Origin of the sequence: Pantoea sp. XY16, from assembly GCF_025153065.1 — a bacterium.
Classification (GTDB): Bacteria; Pseudomonadota; Gammaproteobacteria; order Enterobacterales; family Enterobacteriaceae; genus Pantoea; species Pantoea alfalfae.
Genome location: NZ_JANZNP010000004.1, coordinates 633,389 through 649,705 on the forward strand (window position 1 = coordinate 633,389; position 16,317 = coordinate 649,705).

At 51.8% G+C, this 16,317-nt stretch carries 20 protein-coding genes, 1 tRNA gene and 1 pseudogene; 11 read left to right on the forward strand and 11 right to left on the reverse strand.

Features of this window, described 5'->3' with window-relative positions; translation table 11 throughout:
• Positions 1-52: 52 nt before the first annotated feature.
• The gene (locus N1689_RS07660; RefSeq protein ID WP_161736207.1) at positions 53-1,759 is read left to right on the forward strand and encodes a methyl-accepting chemotaxis protein; all 1,707 of its coding nucleotides are present in this window, start codon (positions 53-55) and stop codon (positions 1,757-1,759) included.
• 105 nt (positions 1,760-1,864) lie between these two features.
• Here the strand turns inward: N1689_RS07660 and dsrB are convergent, their stop codons facing one another.
• Together dsrB and N1689_RS07670 are read right to left on the reverse strand one after the other, a co-directional pair.
• A complete protein-coding gene (dsrB, locus tag N1689_RS07665; RefSeq protein ID WP_013358293.1) occupies positions 1,865-2,059 on the reverse strand; it encodes a protein DsrB in 195 nt (64 codons plus the stop codon).
• A gap of 62 nt (positions 2,060-2,121) precedes the next feature.
• On the reverse strand, positions 2,122-2,280 hold the full coding sequence (locus tag N1689_RS07670; protein WP_013358294.1) for a YqaE/Pmp3 family membrane protein: 159 nt from the start codon (positions 2,278-2,280) through the stop codon (positions 2,122-2,124).
• A gap of 315 nt (positions 2,281-2,595) precedes the next feature.
• Between N1689_RS07670 and N1689_RS07675 the strand changes: the two genes are divergently transcribed.
• The 3 genes from N1689_RS07675 (at position 2,596) to N1689_RS07685 (ending at position 5,225) form a co-directional block, all read left to right on the forward strand.
• Positions 2,596-2,829, forward strand: a complete 234-nt coding sequence (locus N1689_RS07675; protein WP_013358295.1) for a DUF2525 domain-containing protein — start codon at positions 2,596-2,598, stop codon at positions 2,827-2,829.
• A gap of 353 nt (positions 2,830-3,182) precedes the next feature.
• Positions 3,183-3,974, forward strand: coding sequence for a mannosyl-3-phosphoglycerate phosphatase-related protein (locus N1689_RS07680; protein WP_260058435.1), 792 nt, complete (start codon positions 3,183-3,185; stop codon positions 3,972-3,974).
• 30 nt (positions 3,975-4,004) lie between these two features.
• Complete coding sequence (locus N1689_RS07685; protein ID WP_013358297.1) at positions 4,005-5,225, forward strand: glycosyl transferase; 1,221 nt, start codon at positions 4,005-4,007, stop codon at positions 5,223-5,225.
• An 86-nt stretch (positions 5,226-5,311) separates the two neighbouring features.
• Here the strand turns inward: N1689_RS07685 and N1689_RS07690 are convergent, their stop codons facing one another.
• The 5 genes from N1689_RS07690 to N1689_RS07710 form a co-directional block, all read right to left on the reverse strand.
• On the reverse strand, positions 5,312-5,491 hold the full coding sequence (locus N1689_RS07690; protein ID WP_161736204.1) for a YodC family protein: 180 nt from the start codon (positions 5,489-5,491) through the stop codon (positions 5,312-5,314).
• Positions 5,492-5,673: 182 nt separating this feature from the next.
• Positions 5,674-5,805 carry a hypothetical protein gene (locus tag N1689_RS07695; RefSeq protein ID WP_003854444.1) on the reverse strand — a complete coding sequence of 44 codons (132 nt, stop codon included), beginning with the start codon at positions 5,803-5,805 and terminating at the stop codon, positions 5,674-5,676.
• Positions 5,806-5,838: 33 nt separating this feature from the next.
• Positions 5,839-6,750 (reverse strand): DUF808 domain-containing protein, encoded by a 912-nt coding sequence (locus N1689_RS07700; protein ID WP_260058436.1) that lies wholly within the window; start codon positions 6,748-6,750, stop codon positions 5,839-5,841.
• A 10-nt stretch (positions 6,751-6,760) separates the two neighbouring features.
• Positions 6,761-7,036 carry a hypothetical protein gene (locus N1689_RS07705; protein ID WP_090959971.1) on the reverse strand — a complete coding sequence of 92 codons (276 nt, stop codon included), beginning with the start codon at positions 7,034-7,036 and terminating at the stop codon, positions 6,761-6,763.
• 52 nt (positions 7,037-7,088) lie between these two features.
• The gene (locus N1689_RS07710) at positions 7,089-7,568 is read right to left on the reverse strand and encodes a very short patch repair endonuclease (protein WP_161736202.1); all 480 of its coding nucleotides are present in this window, start codon (positions 7,566-7,568) and stop codon (positions 7,089-7,091) included.
• Between the two features lie 190 nt (positions 7,569-7,758).
• Between N1689_RS07710 and dcm the strand changes: the two genes are divergently transcribed.
• Positions 7,759-9,144: a DNA (cytosine-5-)-methyltransferase gene (dcm, locus tag N1689_RS07715; RefSeq protein WP_161736201.1), complete on the forward strand. Its 1,386-nt coding sequence runs from the start codon at positions 7,759-7,761 to the stop codon at positions 9,142-9,144.
• Positions 9,145-9,412: 268 nt separating this feature from the next.
• On the opposite strand, the gene N1689_RS07720 is transcribed toward dcm, so the two are convergent.
• Positions 9,413-9,694, reverse strand: a complete 282-nt coding sequence (locus N1689_RS07720; protein ID WP_161736200.1) for an Arc family DNA-binding protein — start codon at positions 9,692-9,694, stop codon at positions 9,413-9,415.
• A 72-nt stretch (positions 9,695-9,766) separates the two neighbouring features.
• Entirely contained in the window at positions 9,767-10,471 is a 705-nt protein-coding gene (locus N1689_RS07725; protein WP_260058438.1) for a phosphohydrolase, read from the reverse strand.
• A gap of 611 nt (positions 10,472-11,082) precedes the next feature.
• On the opposite strand from N1689_RS07725, the gene N1689_RS07730 reads away from it, so the two are divergent.
• The 3 genes from N1689_RS07730 to N1689_RS07740 all read left to right on the forward strand — a co-directional run bounded on the left by N1689_RS07730 (position 11,083) and on the right by N1689_RS07740 (position 12,888).
• The gene (locus tag N1689_RS07730) at positions 11,083-11,760 is read left to right on the forward strand and encodes a hypothetical protein (RefSeq protein ID WP_161736198.1); all 678 of its coding nucleotides are present in this window, start codon (positions 11,083-11,085) and stop codon (positions 11,758-11,760) included.
• 172 nt (positions 11,761-11,932) lie between these two features.
• On the forward strand, positions 11,933-12,709 hold the full coding sequence (mtfA, locus tag N1689_RS07735) for a DgsA anti-repressor MtfA (protein WP_202605051.1): 777 nt from the start codon (positions 11,933-11,935) through the stop codon (positions 12,707-12,709).
• A 103-nt stretch (positions 12,710-12,812) separates the two neighbouring features.
• Positions 12,813-12,888: transfer RNA gene (locus N1689_RS07740), tRNA-Asn, on the forward strand.
• A 195-nt stretch (positions 12,889-13,083) separates the two neighbouring features.
• On the opposite strand, the pseudogene N1689_RS22095 reads toward N1689_RS07740, so the two are convergent.
• Positions 13,084-13,344, reverse strand: a pseudogene (locus N1689_RS22095) (LysM peptidoglycan-binding domain-containing protein); the annotation flags it as partial.
• A gap of 152 nt (positions 13,345-13,496) precedes the next feature.
• Between N1689_RS22095 and N1689_RS07750 the strand changes: the two are divergent.
• The gene (locus N1689_RS07750; RefSeq protein ID WP_041456944.1) at positions 13,497-13,757 is read left to right on the forward strand and encodes a GlsB/YeaQ/YmgE family stress response membrane protein; all 261 of its coding nucleotides are present in this window, start codon (positions 13,497-13,499) and stop codon (positions 13,755-13,757) included.
• 25 nt (positions 13,758-13,782) lie between these two features.
• A complete protein-coding gene (locus N1689_RS07755; RefSeq protein ID WP_222925330.1) occupies positions 13,783-14,163 on the forward strand; it encodes a YidB family protein in 381 nt (126 codons plus the stop codon).
• 476 nt (positions 14,164-14,639) lie between these two features.
• Here N1689_RS07755 and N1689_RS07760 read toward each other — a convergent pair whose 3' ends face one another.
• Positions 14,640-15,275, reverse strand: a complete 636-nt coding sequence (locus N1689_RS07760; protein WP_222925329.1) for an SMI1/KNR4 family protein — start codon at positions 15,273-15,275, stop codon at positions 14,640-14,642.
• Between the two features lie 777 nt (positions 15,276-16,052).
• On the opposite strand from N1689_RS07760, the gene N1689_RS07770 reads away from it, so the two are divergent.
• Positions 16,053-16,277, forward strand: coding sequence for a type I toxin-antitoxin system SymE family toxin (locus N1689_RS07770; RefSeq protein ID WP_260058439.1), 225 nt, complete (start codon positions 16,053-16,055; stop codon positions 16,275-16,277).
• Positions 16,278-16,317: the final 40 nt, after the last annotated feature.

The window sequence follows — 16,317 nt, forward strand, 5'->3', positions numbered from 1 at the left end:
ACTCTTTTGCCGATGTTAAGCCTTATAACAACAGCCTCAAGAGAGCAAGGATATGAACACTGCATTAGATAATAATGGACATAAAAGCGCTGGCATCTGGCAGAATCTCCGCCTGATGCCGCTGTTTAGCCTGATCTTCGGCGGCATATTGCTGCTGTTCGCACTCTGTATTGGTATCGCCAGTTACTTTCTTATCTCAAGCAACCACTCTCTCAATGATGCTACGGACGAAATCCAGGTTCGCATGGGCCTCGCTAACAGTTCCAACCACCTGCGTACGGCACGCCTGACCATTATTCAGGCCGGTGCCGCCGCGCGTATTGGTGAAATGGACGCGTTTCGCGCCAACGTGGCGGCTGCTGAAAAACGGATTCAGCAGGCTAAAGAGGGGTTTGCGGTCTATCAGGCACGTGAAGTGAAGACCCCCGCTGACGTTGAACTGGATGCCACGCTGCAGGCACGCTTCAACGATTACATCAATAAAGGCCTGATACCCATGATTAATGCCGGTAAACAGGGCAGCTTTGAGGGCATTATCGCCCAGGAGACGGACGTTACCCGCAGGCTGGATGATGACTATAACGCAGTGTTACTGAAGGCGATCAAAATTCGTACTGACCGCGCGAATGCTATTACTGCCGAAGCCGATCATCTGTCACGCATTGGCTTTATCTCGATGGCCGTGGCGTTTAGTGCCGCGCTGGTGCTGGTGCTGCTGACCTTTGTCTTCCTGCGACGCGTGGTGATTAACCCGCTGCGTCAGTCGGTGATGCGTATCGAACGCATTGCGCAGGGCGATCTGACCTCTGTTCCCCTGCCCTATGGCCGCAGTGAGATTGGTACGCTGATCCACAACCTGCAGCTGATGCAGCAGGCGCTGGTCACCACCGTCGGAACGGTGCGTGAAGGTGCTGTGGCGATTTATCAGGGCTCCAGCGAAATTTCAGCTGGTAACACCGATCTCTCTTCACGCACCGAGCAGCAGGCGGCAGCACTGGAGCAGACCGCTGCCAGCATGGAACAGCTCACCGCCACGGTAAAACAGAACGCCGAGAATGCCCATCACGCCAGCCAGCTGGCCGCGGATGCCTCTGGCAAGGCGCGCAGCGGGGGTGATCTGGTCGATAGCGTGGTGAAAACCATGACCAACATTTCCGGCAGCTCAAAGAAAATCGCTGAGATCACTAACGTCATTAACAGCATCGCGTTCCAGACCAACATCCTGGCGCTGAACGCAGCGGTTGAAGCAGCGCGCGCCGGAGAACAGGGTCGCGGCTTTGCGGTGGTGGCAAGCGAAGTGCGCAATCTGGCCCAGCGTAGTGCGCAGGCGGCCAAAGAGATTGAATCCCTGATTGCTGAGTCGGTCACGCTGATTAATGACGGTTCGCATCAGGTTGGCGCAGCGGGCAGTACCATGGGTGAGATTGTCGAGGCGGTACGTCGCGTCACCGATATTATGTCGGAAATCGCCGCGGCATCGGACGAACAGAGCCGGGGTATTCAGCAGGTGAGCCAGGCGGTCACTGAGATGGACAACGTCACTCAGCAGAACGCCTCGCTGGTGGAAGAAGCCTCAGCAGCAGCAGCCTCGCTGGAAGATCAGGCGGGCAAACTGACACAGGCGGTAGCGGCATTCCGTCTGCAGGATTCGCCTGCCACGAAAAGTGTGGCCACCCGCGTCACATCACCAGCCAAAACATCCGCTCTGACACCGCGCCCGGCGCTGACCACCGGTAGTGATAACTGGGAAACCTTCTGACGCCAGGCAGGTAACTGGCAGCGGCTGTTGTCGACGGCAGCGGCGCTGAATGCAAAAAAGCCCCGTTACGTTTAACGTAACGGGGCTTTTTTATGCACGTCAGGCTCAGGCGTCGTGGTAAGGCTCGACGAAAATACCATCCGGCTGCTGCGTTTCATTAAAAAACCAGATGCCTAATGGATAATCTTCCAGCGCGACCAGAAACATGGTACCTTCATTAAATGGCTCCATAGCCAGAATGGTGCCAACGCGACGCGGGCCGCCATCGGTTTTGACGCTGACGCGGTCATTTACCTTCATTTCGGTTCTCCTGATTATTTACTGCGTACAGTCTAAACGAAGAACCGGCGCGATGCAGCGCGTTAGCGGCGGGCAATGACCCAGACGGCATGAACGATACCAGGGATGTAACCACAGATCGTCAGCAGAATATTCAGCCAGAAAGCACCACCAAAACCGACCTGCATAAACACACCCAGCGGTGGCAGCAGAATTGCGATAATAATTCTTAAGATGTCCATAACCATTCCTTTAGGTATTGAAAAAAATCAGCTTTATCATCAACTATAGCCGAATCTGCTCTGTTCAGGGGCAAAGTCAGGTAAATCTGAGTAAGGACCATTTTTGCAATTTCTTAACATTTCACCGCAAGACTTCTTACGCGCCTGGCCTTTACACTTCCTCCACTGCACCACCCCCATAGGTGCAGCCACAACCTGAAGTAACAAGGATTTTGCCCGCGCAGCGCGGGCTTTTTTTTCCTGCGATCTGCCCGGTCCCCTCTTTCTGCCCCGCGTTCTATACTGATTATTCTGTTTGCTCTCAGGAGTCAGAAAATGACAGACGAAAAGCAGCACACCGATATGCCGGCGTCCGATTTGAAGGTGGATGTTGAGGGTTTACTGGCGGCGATTCAGGCGAAAACGTCAGGAGAGATAAGGGAATATATGGAGCAGGGCCAGATGCCACGGCTCGAAGTTGAAGGCCAGATTTTCCACTCCTATACCGAACTGGCAGAAGCGTTTGAAATCGACATCTGTGACTATCGCGCCTATGAAGCTAACCGCTGAAATCGATTTCAAAAAAATACCCGGCGGGAAGGCCGGGTAAAAATTCAATTCGTTACACCAGGGAATTCTTAACACCTATGCAGATTACGCGATCGCGTCACTGAAACAAGTATCAGATATGCACGTTTTTGCAACGAGCCGGGTCGTTGTAAGGCTATAGTTACCGAAAACACCGGGCCAGCCAGTGACTTAGCGCCTGCACATTTCTTGTATCCCCCGTTTTCCCCTCTTCTCTTTTAAGATTTATCCTGGATTTTCAGCCGGCGTGGCAGGAAAAAAAGTGTGAGCCATATTCAACTATAATATTGAAAAATCGCTGCTTTAGCCGCGAACGTGATGAAAGGAGCCTGTTAATGCCCGATCTTCAACAGCCGTTAATGATTATTACCGATCTCGATGGTTCGCTACTGGACCACCATACCTATCGCTGGGATGCGGCCACGGAGTGGCTCACCACACTAAAACAGTCCGCTATTCCGCTGGTGATCTGTTCCAGTAAGACGGCAGCCGAAATCATTCCGCTGCAAAAAAAACTTGGGATCAGTGGTTCACCCTTTATTGCCGAGAACGGTGCCTTGCTTCAGCTGCAGGATCAGCAGCGTATCCGTCTGCCTGATAACACGCTGACTTATGACGCCCTCTGCCAGCGGCTGGCTGCATTGAAAACAGCCTACCGCTTTACCGGCTTTCATGATTTCTCCGATCCGGAAGTGGCCTCAATGACCGGACTGAGTGAGGGAGATGCCGCGCTGGCACGCCAGCGCGACGCCTCTGAAGTGATTGTCTGGCGCGACAGCGATGAAGCTTTCGATAGCTTTCAGGAGGCACTGCGTGCTGAAGGGCTGGCGCTGACGCAGGGCGGACGTTTCTGGCATGTCATGCCAGCAGGCTGCGGCAAAGGTGAAGCGCTGCGCTGGCTGCTGGATCATGCCCCCGGTGAAGCGCCCATCACAATTGGTCTCGGTGACGGGCCGAATGATGCGCCGATGCTGGATGCAGTTGATTATGCCGTCGTGATTAAGGGCTACAGTAAAACACCGGTAACACTCAGCCGGACCGATCAGCAGCAGGTCTATCACACCGCTCACCATGGCCCCGAAGGCTGGCGTGAAGGGCTGGACTATTTTTTGACTCAATCTCAATAAGCTGCCCACGGGCATTAAAAGGATGATGCGATGAGTGACTTTTATCAGAATGGCGTAATCACCAACTTCCACAACCTTACCCACCGCAGCGTGGAGTCGCTGGAAAAAGAGATGGTTCGCTTTGCCCGCAAACGCAAAATGGGGCTGATCCTGCCATCGCTGTTTTCCGAACTTGAAGGTCCGGCGCTGACGAAAATCGTTGATGAGCTGGCCAAAGTGCCTTATCTGGACGAAATTGTCATTGGTCTGGATCGTGCTGACCGCGATCAGTTCCTGTTTGCCCGCGAGTTCTTCTCCCGCCTGCCGCAACGGCATCGCATCCTGTGGAACGATGGCCCGCGTCTGAAAGCCATTGATGCGGAACTGGATAAAGAGGGTCTGTCGCCCACCAACCCCGGCAAAGGCCGTAACGTCTGGTTCTGCACCGGTTATACGCTGGCGTCAGATCGCACCAGCTGTGTGGCGCTGCATGACTGCGATATCGTCACGTATGAGCGTGGCATGCTGGCCCGCCTGCTCTACCCGCTGGCCAACCCGGCGTTTCAGTATGAGTTCTGTAAGGGCTTCTACGCGCGCGTCGCGGATGGCAAGCTGAATGGCCGCGTCGGCCGTCTGCTGGTTGGGCCGCTGCTGCGCTCACTACAGAAAGTCTATGGCCATTCGGAATACCTGGATTACCTGACAAGCTTCCGCTATCCGCTCTCGGGCGAGTTTGCCATGCGAACGCATGTGCTGAACGGCATCAAGATCCCCGGCGACTGGGGACTGGAGATTGGCGTGCTGTCGGAGATTTATCGTAACTACACCACCCGCCAGTCGTGCCAGGTTGAGATCGCCGATAACTACGATCACAAGCATCAGCCGCTGGCAGAAGATGATGGCACCGGCGGCCTGAAGCGCATGAGCAGTGATATTGTCCAGTCACTGCTGCGCAAGCTCGCCACCATGGGTGTGCCGCTGACCAGCGACTCGTTCCGGGTGCTGAAAGCAACCTATTATCGTAATGCGCTGGATATGATGGAGACCTACAATCACGAAGCGGCAATGAACGGGCTGAAGTTTGATCAGCATGTGGAAGAGGCTGCGGTAGAGATGTTTACCCAGTCGATTCTGGAAGCAGGTCAGGCGTTTATTGAGCGTCCTAACGATAAGCCGTTTATACCGAGCTGGAGTCGTGTCCAGTCAGCCTTCCCGGATGTGCTGCAGCGGATCTATCAGGCGGTTGAAGAGGATAACGACGGTAACGTCTGAAAACAGGGCGGCACAGGGAGTGTGCCGGGCCTTAGGCAGTCAGAAACCGGGCCTGGCGGGTCGCAGAACCCACAGGCCTGATGCTGTCAGCCCGCCAGTTGTTGTGCCGGATTCAGGGCGCAGAGTTCATCACTGCGAAAAGCCTCGCTGCGCACGGCAAAGCCGTCATACCAGCGGCACTCCACCATGCCACTCGCGTAGCCGGTCACCACCATCGTCTGCCCCTCTTCCTTATGCTGCACTTCTTCACTGATTGCGAAAACCATAATGCGCTCCTTTCATGCGTGTTATTAACCTGAGTGATTATTTTCTTTATAGCAGGCAAAGCCGACCCTTGCCTGTTAAGGCACGCAAAAAAAGGGCAAATTCAGAATTAAGCAGCTGGATATGCGGAATATAAAAAAAGCGGATAAAACTTATCCGCTTTTATGAAGTGTTGACGCTGACGTCAGATTTTACAGCCTTCGCAATCGGCTTCGTCACCGAGATCATCCGGCACTTCGCTGGCTTTTTTCTCTGCTTTCGCTTCAGCCTGCTCAAGTTGTGCGTCGATATCAAATTCAAACATGTCGTCGTTCATCGTCATTCTCCTGACCTTTAATCACAGTGCGCTTTATACCGATTTTCCGCGCACTCTGGCAATAAGGTTGACCACTAACAGCACGATCGACCCAATGATAAAGCCGAGCACCAGGTTAGCGCCGTTGCTGAGCAGCATCGCGATCCAGCTGCTGAAGCCACTGCTGACTTCCTCTATCAGATGATGCAGCGGCGTGATGCCATGCACCACGATGCCGCCGCCGACCAGGAACATGGCGATGGTGCCGACTACCGAGAGGATCTTCATCAGCCAGGGCGCGGCGGCCAGCAGCACACTGCCGATACCCTGCGCAACGCGCGACGGCTTTTCACGCAGCCAGAAACCGAGGTCATCAATTTTCACGATGGCCGCCACGATGCCGTAAACGCCTACCGTAACCAGAATTGCGATGCCCGCAAGGATAATCACCTGGTTGAGCAGCGGCGATTCCGATACGATGCCTAAGGTAATCGCAACAATTTCGGCTGACAGAATGAAATCGGTGCGCACTGCGCCCTTGATCTTCTTCTTCTCAAACTCGGCCGCATTCTGATTCGCCAGCGAATCGAGTCGCTGCTGACGCGCTTCCGGTGATTTGCTCTGCTTGTCATGCTGCAGACTGTGCATTACCTTCTCCACGCCTTCGTAGCAGAGATAGGCACCGCCAATCATCAGCAGCGGCGTAATCAGCCAGGGCGCAAACGCGGAGATAATCAGCGCCAGTGGCACCAGGATCAGTTTGTTAAGAAACGATCCTTTGGCAACGCCCCATACTACCGGCAGCTCACGGTTGGCTTTGACGCCGCTGACCTGCTGAGCATTCAGCGACAGATCGTCGCCCAGTACGCCAGCAGTCTTTTTCGCCGCCACTTTCCCCATGACGGAAATATCGTCCAGAAGTGTTGCAATATCATCAAGTAAAGTCAGTAAACTGGTTCCCGCCAAAATCTTATCCTTAGTCTGGTTCGTTATGTTGACAACATGGGCAGCGCTCAATTTCCGTAACAGTCATCTCCGCGATGCCCTCACAATCCCACTCTACCCGCACCGTCTCGCCTGCTGCTCCTTCAGCATGCAGATATTTGCTGACCGGGCTTTCAGTCATACCGGTGATCTCCTCCGTGGCGATAAGCCTGTCACCACAGTAAACCCGCGCGGTCGCTTTGGTATTCACCATCCGCTCGTCACGAATCTGGTAAAGGCGTTTTACCGTCAGTTTTATGCTGCTCATTTCAGGATCCTTGCCACGGAGAAAGCGCCGATCTAACCAATTATGTCTCTGATTAGCAATCGGCGTTGTAATGATGAATGCCCTGATGGTCGATCTCAGCACTCTCCGGCATCGCCAGCAGCCACTCCTCCAGCCGCTCCAGCAGATCCTGATCCGCCAGGCGCAGTTTGCCACGTAGCGCACACTCCCAGATGATCAGCACTTTCCAGCCGCTTTCCTGCAGCTGGCGCACATAACGCCGGTCACGTTCAACATTGCTGTTAATTTTTCCGGTCCAGAATTCTGTGCGCGTCGCCGGCAGCTTAAACAGATAGCAGTGATGACGATGCCAGAAGCAGCCATGAACAAAAATAATCGCCTGCTGTTCGGTCAGAACAAAATCAGGCCGTCCCGGCAGATTTTTATCCTGCACGCGAAAACTGAATCCCCGATCTTTCAGCAGCAGCGCAATACGTTGCTCAATGGCCGTATCCTGAGCGCGAATGGCACGCATATTTTTGCTGCGTGTTTCGCTGGAGTGAACATCAGCCATAACGTCTCCTTTTTTGCTGGTTCTGTAACTTTAGCCTGCGCCGCGAAAAGCGAAAGCTGTCGCCGGACGACTTCGGAGATTACGCCGCAAAAACAGAACTTTCCGGCGGTCTGACACAGGGCACATCCCGGCAATTTCCTCGCAGCCTCTGGAGTGTTAGCATAGGCTCCTTACTGTTAAGGAAAAACGCATGCATCCCGCCGCCCTCGCTGAACCACTCTCTGCTGCACTTTCATCTGCTGATGCGTCTGAACTCTTTAGACAGGTGCTGGACATCTATTCGGTTCGTGATCTCACGGCCCGACTGCAGCAGGCGGGATTTTCCTGCTGGACGCCGGCCCTGCTGAACCGGATTCGTCAGGGTAAAAGCGTCCTGCCACCGCTGTGTGAGGCGGAGCTGTCGCTGTTGCAGAGTCTGCTGCCGACCCGGCCCGCCCACTATGATAACCCTGAGTTTCGTTTTATCGATCTCTTTGCCGGGATTGGCGGCATCCGTAAAGGATTCGAGGCGATCGGCGGCAAGTGTGTGTTCACCAGTGAATGGAATAAAGAGGCGGTTCGCACTTACAAAGCCAATCACTACAGCGATCCGCTGGAGCATCACTTCAATACCGATATTCGTCAGGTGACCCAGCCTGAAGGTCTGACTGACGATGAAGCGATTTACCGCGCGATTGATGCGGCAATCCCCGACCATCAGGTGCTGCTGGCCGGTTTTCCCTGCCAGCCTTTTTCGCTGGCGGGCGTCAGCAAGAAAAATGCGCTGGGCCGCGCCCACGGGTTTGAGTGTCAGGTACAGGGCACGCTGTTTTTCGATGTTGCGCGCATTCTGGCTGCCAAGAAGCCGCCATTTTTTGTGCTGGAGAATGTGAAAAACCTCAAAAGCCACGATAAGGGCCGCACCTTCGCCATTATCATGGAGACGCTGGATGAGCTGGGCTATGACGTGGCCGATGCCGGAGCCAGCAGCCCCGATGCCAAAGTGATCGATGCGCGCCACTTCCTGCCGCAGCATCGCGAACGCATTGTGCTGGTGGGGATTCGCCGTGACCTGAAAAAGCAGGACTTTACGCTGCGCGATATCCGCCGTTTCTACCCGGCGCAGGTCCCCAGCCTGCAGAGCCTGCTGGAGAGTGCGCCGGACGACAAATATATCCTGTCACCGGTGCTGTGGCGCTACCTCTACCAGTATGCGAAAAAACATAAAGCCAAAGGTAATGGCTTTGGCTTTGGCCTCAACGATCCGCGCAATCCTGACTGCTGCGTGCGGACGCTGTCAGCGCGTTACTACAAAGATGGCTCAGAGATTCTGATTGATCGCGGCTGGGACAGTGCGCTGGGCGAAGCGGAGTTTCAGGATGCGGATAATATGGCGCGTCGACCACGCCGCCTTTCCCCGCGCGAATGCGCGCGCCTGATGGGCTTTGATGTGCCGGGTCGCGAGCCGTTCCGCATTCCGGTTTCAGATACCCAGGCCTATAAGCAGTTTGGTAACTCGGTGGTGGTGCCGGTGTTTGCAGCGGTGGCTCAGCTGTTGCTGCCGCATATTCGTCAGCTGAAGTCGTCATCGAACTGAAATAAAAAAACCCGTCTTGCGACGGGTTTCAGGCTGATGAAGAACTTACATCTGACGATACTCACAGCAACAAATAAGCTCAACTCGCAGGGAACACGGTCAGAAGAGGAAAGCGTCCCGCGCCAGGACGGTGCGGGCCGAGCATGCCATGGATGGCGGCTTTTGCGTCTTTCCGATCTGACCGTGTTCCCTGAGCAGGCACAGTCTCATAGCGAAACGGTCCAGCCTTTCTCCAAAGTAAAAACCCGTCTGGCGACGGGTTTCTGTTTTATTTTTTCTTCTTGCTCTGCTTCTTCAGCAGCAGCCGAATCTGCTTCAGCTCTGTTGCACTTAATGCATCGGTCTTCACGTCAGCGGCACTGGATCCCTCAGTCCCCTCTTCAGTGATGTCCTGATTATCAATGGCGGGATGCGGATGCGTTTCGAGACTGGCCTGCAAACGCTGCACAATTTCCTGGCTCATTGAAACCTGGTTTTCCAGCGCCAGCTGTTTAATCGTTTCTTTCAGTTCGGGATCAATTTTAATCGTTAAATTAACAGTTTCGGTCATCGGGCAGCTCCTTTTTGTTATTGCTCACACGCTACCGGATGACCGTTTCGATTAACATACTGTCATAAAAATTTAATATTCGGTTTTCAATGGGGTGAAATCCCGCAGTACGCCCTCATCCATCCCCACCAGATTGCCCTGAAGCTCGGCATACAGCTTCGCCATATAGCGCACCAGGAAATCGGCGTTATGCTCAGCCAGCATGCGGCCGGTTTCGGTATGCATGGTTTCCGGCAGGCGCAGCAGCTTCTTCTGGAAATGGTCCAGCGTCCACTTAACATCATTCAGCTCGCGATCTTTACCCAGCGGATCCTGACTGTCGAATAATGGACGATTCAGTGCACCGGCCGTGTAAAAGACCCGCGCCAGCCCGATTGCGCCCAGCGATTCGAGCCTGTCTGCATCCTGAACGATTCTGGCTTCGAGCGTCTCTGGCGGGATACCGGCGCTGAAACTGTGGGTTTTAACTGCATGCATCACGGCATCAATCTTTTCTGCCGGGAAATCGTGAAAATCCTGCTGCAGAATGCGCTGCGTTTCCGCGGCTGCATACGTTGAGGCGAGATGCCGTTCCGGATGATTCTTTGGAAGATTCACTACATCATGAAAATAGCAGGCGGTGAGCACCACCAGCGGGTCCGCCTTCGTGCCTGTCATGATTCGCTGCGCGCTCATCCAGACGCGTCGCAGATGGGCGATATCGTGCGCGCCGTCGTCGTGGATCCAGTTCGCCTGAAACCAGCTTTCATAGCGGGATTGCCAGAGTGTGAGTGACATAATCTATCTCCCTGTAGTGATCGACAGCGGATTCTCTGTCGTGATCAGTGCGCAAACGGCAAGCCATCATAGCGACTGGCTAATGACACCTTTTTTACAGTGCTGTTGAAAAGAGCAGTGCTGCCAGCTATTTCGGGCAGAAAAATGAGATCTGGATCATCTGTATAGCATCTCTGTTACATAAATACCGCAATTTCGGCGGTTTTAAGCCTTTCCTCAGTGAATTGCTGCTAAGAAAATTAGTTTAACAGCAGTAATGTTTGATTCATTCTCAACCAGCTAAACCTGTCGGGCTTAACCTTTTTTTGTCACGCATTTAATTGTAAAAGTGTGGGCAATAGCAGGTGAAAAAATCTGAAAAGGTTCCTATTTTTACCGTTATAACGTACTGTATCCGGGCTGTTCGTCGCGTTCTGCCGATTGCGTGATAAGCTTTGGTGCGCTTTTTGCATTTTGCTGGTTTTTAACACCCAACGTGACAATTTTGAAGTGACTGTCAGGCGACAAATTATTAAGCAAAATGATTTAAAGCTTTTATGATAATTCTCAGATGTGAAGCAAATGGACGTTTACAGCAGTAACCGGGTTCTACTAATAAAAAGAGGTAATCCATGAAAGAACGGCCGATTCTTTTTTCCGAACAGCGTGTTCGTGCCCTGTTGGTTGGCCAGCAAACACAAACCCGGCGCATTATGAAAACTCAGGCTTTCGGGCCGGGGCAGGATCATCACGAGGGCGTACATGCTTTTGATGTGAGTGCTAACCATCTGCATGGCTACAAGATGATGTCGATGGCGGACATCAGCTATCAGTGCCCCTACGGCAAGCCGGGTGACATCCTCTGGGTGCGTGAAACCTGGCGTGGCCCGATGGTGCCAGAAAGCGATCTGGCCGAATATGAACGTGATCCGACGCCGTTTCGCCTGCCGGAATATTGCCAGTATCGTGCCGACAGCAATGAGCTGGGTCAGCATGCGATGAGCACCCCGGAAGCCGAAGAGTTTGGCTGGCAGACCGCCATCCACATGCCGCGCTGGGCCAGTCGTATCAACCTCGAAATCACCGGCGTGCGCGCGGAGAAGATTCAGGATATCAGTGAAGATGACATTATGGCGGAGGGCGTACAGACCGACTCGCATTTCCTTAATAACTTCTTCACCATGAACGTTAATTCTGAGTCGCCTAAAGAGGCGTATCGTAAAGCCTGGGAAAAGCAGTATGGCGCAACCAGCTGGGAAGTGAATCCCTGGGTCTGGGTCATTGAATTTCAGCGCGTTGAACGCAGGTAATCCCTCAACCCTGCGCTTTGCGGGTTGAATCACAGACAACGGCTGCGCTAACGGGTTGAATAGACAGCCTTCAGCCCTGAAGTCAGACAGAAGATGCCAGCATTCGATGCTGGCATTTTTATGTCTGCCGCGTCAGGATAACGACATAGCCCGGTTCTGTGCAGGAGTTGCGATGTTTAAATGGCCCTGGAAAACGCATAACGACACCATGCTGGCGGCCCTGCCGTGGCAACAGGGGCTGTCACAGCCTGTCTTCAGCCCGCTGGATGAGGCTGAACAGCAGGCGCTGGTGGAGCTGGCAAGGCGCTTTCTGCAACAGAAAAAACTGGTGCCTCTCGGGGGTGCTCAACTGGATGAACTGCGCAGCGTGCGGATCGCCCTGCTCTTCTCTCTGCCAGTGCTGAAGCTGGGTCTGGAGTGGCTGGACGGTTTTCATGAGGTGCTGATCTATCCCGAGCCGTTTGAGGTTGACGATCAGTGGCAGGATGAAGATGGGCTGGTTCACAGCGCACCTGCCGTTCATGCCGGACAGAGCTGGACCCAGGGACCGGTCGTCCTCAACTGGCTCGATATTCAGGATTCATTCGATCTCTCCGGCTTTAATCTGGTGATTCATGAGGTGGCACACAAACTGGATGCGCGCGGCAGCGGTTATACCAGCGGTGTTCCGGTCATGCCGCTGCGTGACGTAGCCCAGTGGGAAAAGGATTTGCGAGCCGCGATGGCAGAGATTGAGAGTGAAGTGGAACTGGCAGGCGAACAGGCTGCGACCATTGATCCCTACGCCGCCAGCGATCCGGCAGAGTGTTTCGCTGTACTCTCTGAATATTTCTTTACGGCTCCGCTTCTGCTGGCAGAACGTTTTCCCGCCATGTATCAGCATCTGCGCCAGTTTTACCAGCAGGATCCCCTGAGCCGGATGACATCTGAAACGGCTCAAACTGCTTAAATCCCGATCGCATTGCGTTAAAGCTAGCCAGTTGAATGATAATGTCTTTTTTGCTGTTGACACCTCAGTGCGACGCCGCTAATATTCGCCTCGTTCAAACGATTCCTCTGTAGTTCAGTCGGTAGAACGGCGGACTGTTAATCCGTATGTCACTGGTTCGAGTCCAGTCAGAGGAGCCAGAATTAGAAAAGCCCGCTCAGGGAAACCTGAGCGGGCTTTTTGCTTTTCAGTACTCCCGATTTTCTCGTTCTTTCTGATTAGCATCCGGATCCGCCTGCTGTTACCTGCATATTCCTGGTGAATCCGGCGGTTATAAATGCAAGAAACCAGCCGGGCAATCCCTGCTCTGGCTGGCTCGTACTCCCGGCGAATTATTACTCAGGAATAGTCAATACCTGACCCGGCGCAATTTTATCCGGGTTGCTGAGGATATTTTTATTCGCCTCAAAGATTTTCATATATTTTGATGCATCATTATAAAATTGCTTAGCGATTGCGCTGAGCGTGTCCCCGGATTTCACCGTATATGTGCGAACACCTGATATTGAGGCATCAGTCTTATTCTCAACATTTTTATCAACGCTATGTAACAACTCATCGCCAATATTTTTAATATTATCCAGAATGCTCATAATTACTCCCCTATCGTTTCCGATACGTTTAGTTTAATTAAAAAAACAGGATTGCCAGACAAATACTACGCGGCGTACGATACACCTGCTTTTATTTTTCGGATTAAACCACTGCTAAACGTGCAGTAATTTATATAAAAAGAAGGATGGTAATGATGGGTATATTGTCATGGGTTGTATTTGGTCTGCTCGCCGGTATTATCGCCAGATGTATTATGCCAGGTAAAGAACATATGGGCATTTTCATGACCATGATTCTGGGTATTATCGGCGCGCTGATTGGTGGTGTCGCCAGTACGGCTCTGGGCTTTGGCAAGGTCAGTGGTTTCAATATTTACAGCATTGCGATTGCAACCCTGGGTTCAATTATTGTGCTGTTTGTCATTCATAAAATCAGAGCATGTAAACAGTCTTAAGCGATCACTATTCAGGGGAAATAAAATGAGTTTACTGGAAACGGTGCTGGCGATGTGCGGCCTGAATACTCAGACCAGTCAGGAAGTGAAAGGTGTACTGGAGTGGGTGGAACAGCAAGGCGGTTTACACACCATCGTAAGCCATCTTCAGAGCGGTGAGTACAGTGAGGTGGTTAACTCCTGGCTGGGCGATCAGCAGAACGTTGCCCTGAGCAGCGATCTGGTGAAGAAGATGATTAACTCCGAAGCGATTGAGCAACTGGCTGCGCGGATGGGTATCAACACCAGCGATGCACTGAATCTGCTGGTCAAATATCTGCCACAGCTGGTGGATAAAGCGTCATCTGCAGGTGTGATTGATAAAAAAGCCGATCTTACCGGTCTGGTGAGTCAGTTAATGCACTAAGCTTGATGCCATTGAAAGATAAAAGCCTGCTGCGAAAGTATGAGGCTTTTATCTTTTGGGTTTGGAAATATGAGTGGGTAAAAGCAGTTGGAATGTAAGCTGTAATACCGGTCACCAGCCCTGTCAGCATTTTACACTGAACCTTTGTACCCAACTCACCATCAAGGTACTAAGACTGGCATAGTAAGGATTTATTGAACACCTGACACGCCAAGCTGCTCATTCGCATCATGTACATTGAGGAGGTTAATGTATGAATATAAATTTCAATCAGGAACTCTTCAGTTCACACGAAGCTTAAGATTGCCGCTGCACCACAGTTATACATGCTAAAATAGCGGCAAACTGAAAATGTTAAAAATAAAATATTAAAGGTTGACCAACTAAACTGCACTCCAAAATCGGCTTTCCAAATTGGGGGGCAGTTCAGTGACTGAAATTATTTTCAAATCTTTTTTAATTAGCACACAAAATCTTTAATCATTTATAATCAGGCTTACACTACTACCATCAGGAGCATCTCTTATTTGCAATGCAATATTAGCCCCAGCCTTCATCAATTCATGTGAACTGCAAATATAGAGATTATCAAGATCGTATAAACCCCCAGCGACAAAAGGAATTTTTGGAGCCAAACGATATCCTGAAGGTATGGGGCCATTCATTTCTTGCCATAAATGAGCCAGTGTATATCCAGTAATTACTTTATAATCGGACAATATCAACTCACACCATTCATTTATACTATTAGCCAATTTTGTGAAGTCAGCAGTTTCAGGTTCGAAAAAATAAACACCATCATCCTTTAAACAAAATTGCCCGCCAAAAACATCCTCAGCAAAATATAATGCACCAATCGCCATACCTTCATAAGCAGATATCCAAAGGTTTTTTTTGTTCCAATCTACTAAACCGATTTCGTTGTTAGTTGTTTTAAAAGGGAAAACGTGTAATGCAGACTCAAAACCATAGAACCCGTTTTTTCTATCTAGCAGAGTATTTAGTTCACAGGATAATGGAGAGTTGAAAAACTCCGAGTAATATTTAAACTCTTCTTTAGGTGAAAGAGCATTGCTACAAATTGATAATAGTTTTTCTAAGGAATCATTCATTTTTATTTCCTCCATCCGTTTTGATGATTATAGATGTACCATCTGGCAAACTTCGACATTGTGCTCCAATACAAGCCCCTCTGTTATCCGAAGGTGTAATTGGTCTAACCGAGGCCCCCGTTCCCCCCTATTTAAACATAGCTGGTGGATACTCATCGCGATCCATGCCTTTTACAGGTGGAGTATCTTTTAGAGATTCCCGCCGCCGCTGTGCCGCTCCATTACGATCAATTAGCCGGTCATGCTGCCGAACGTAAAGCTGAAGCCACCGCTGGCGGTGATGCATGTTCCGGCATCAGTCTTCTGTGTACCATCTGGCGGCGTGACGGTCTGATTAACAAATCGCTGATGATTCCGCTCAGATAGTAGCTGTCACTTCCGGGCTACCGCTGACGGAGGCGCTCATTGCTACCGCTATCTTCACCAGCAGGGAAATCTTTTCGTTATGATTTTCGGCGGCGATACGTAGGTAATCAAGAAGACAGACTGAAGACAGGTTAACGCGGATTTATAGCATGAAAGCCCGCCCGCAGCTGATACTCCAGAAGGCTACAGGACGAAGTAATAAGCGAATTGCAGACCGGGAAAAAGAATCCATTTTTCAGAGGCGACTCGCATTTTATGTCTTAGCTTTCAGCGAGTTTTCCCGACATAAGGTGTATCTTTAAACAGGTGAAAACGGAACAGGAAGAGCCCAAGAAGAGATTTTTAGCGCGGCTGAAGCGGGGTGCAACCCGCAGCAGCCGCTGACCACAAGCAACTATCGAGGAGTTGATAATGGCTGACACGCATCATAAGCCAGAGACCCGCACGGCCACAACCGCCGCCAGTGAATCGCAGGCGCATTATTACAAAGTAGGATACCGGCCTAACAAAGGCCAGCCGAACCCGCTGCCACAGCTCACCATCAAGGGCCGCTGGGTGGAAGCGCTGGGATTTAGGACCGGGCAGAAGATCGAGGTGATCACCGGGCAGGGACAGTTGATCATCCGGCCGGCCTAGGTGTAATCGATAGATAATCACATCCCGGCTCGGTAGCCGG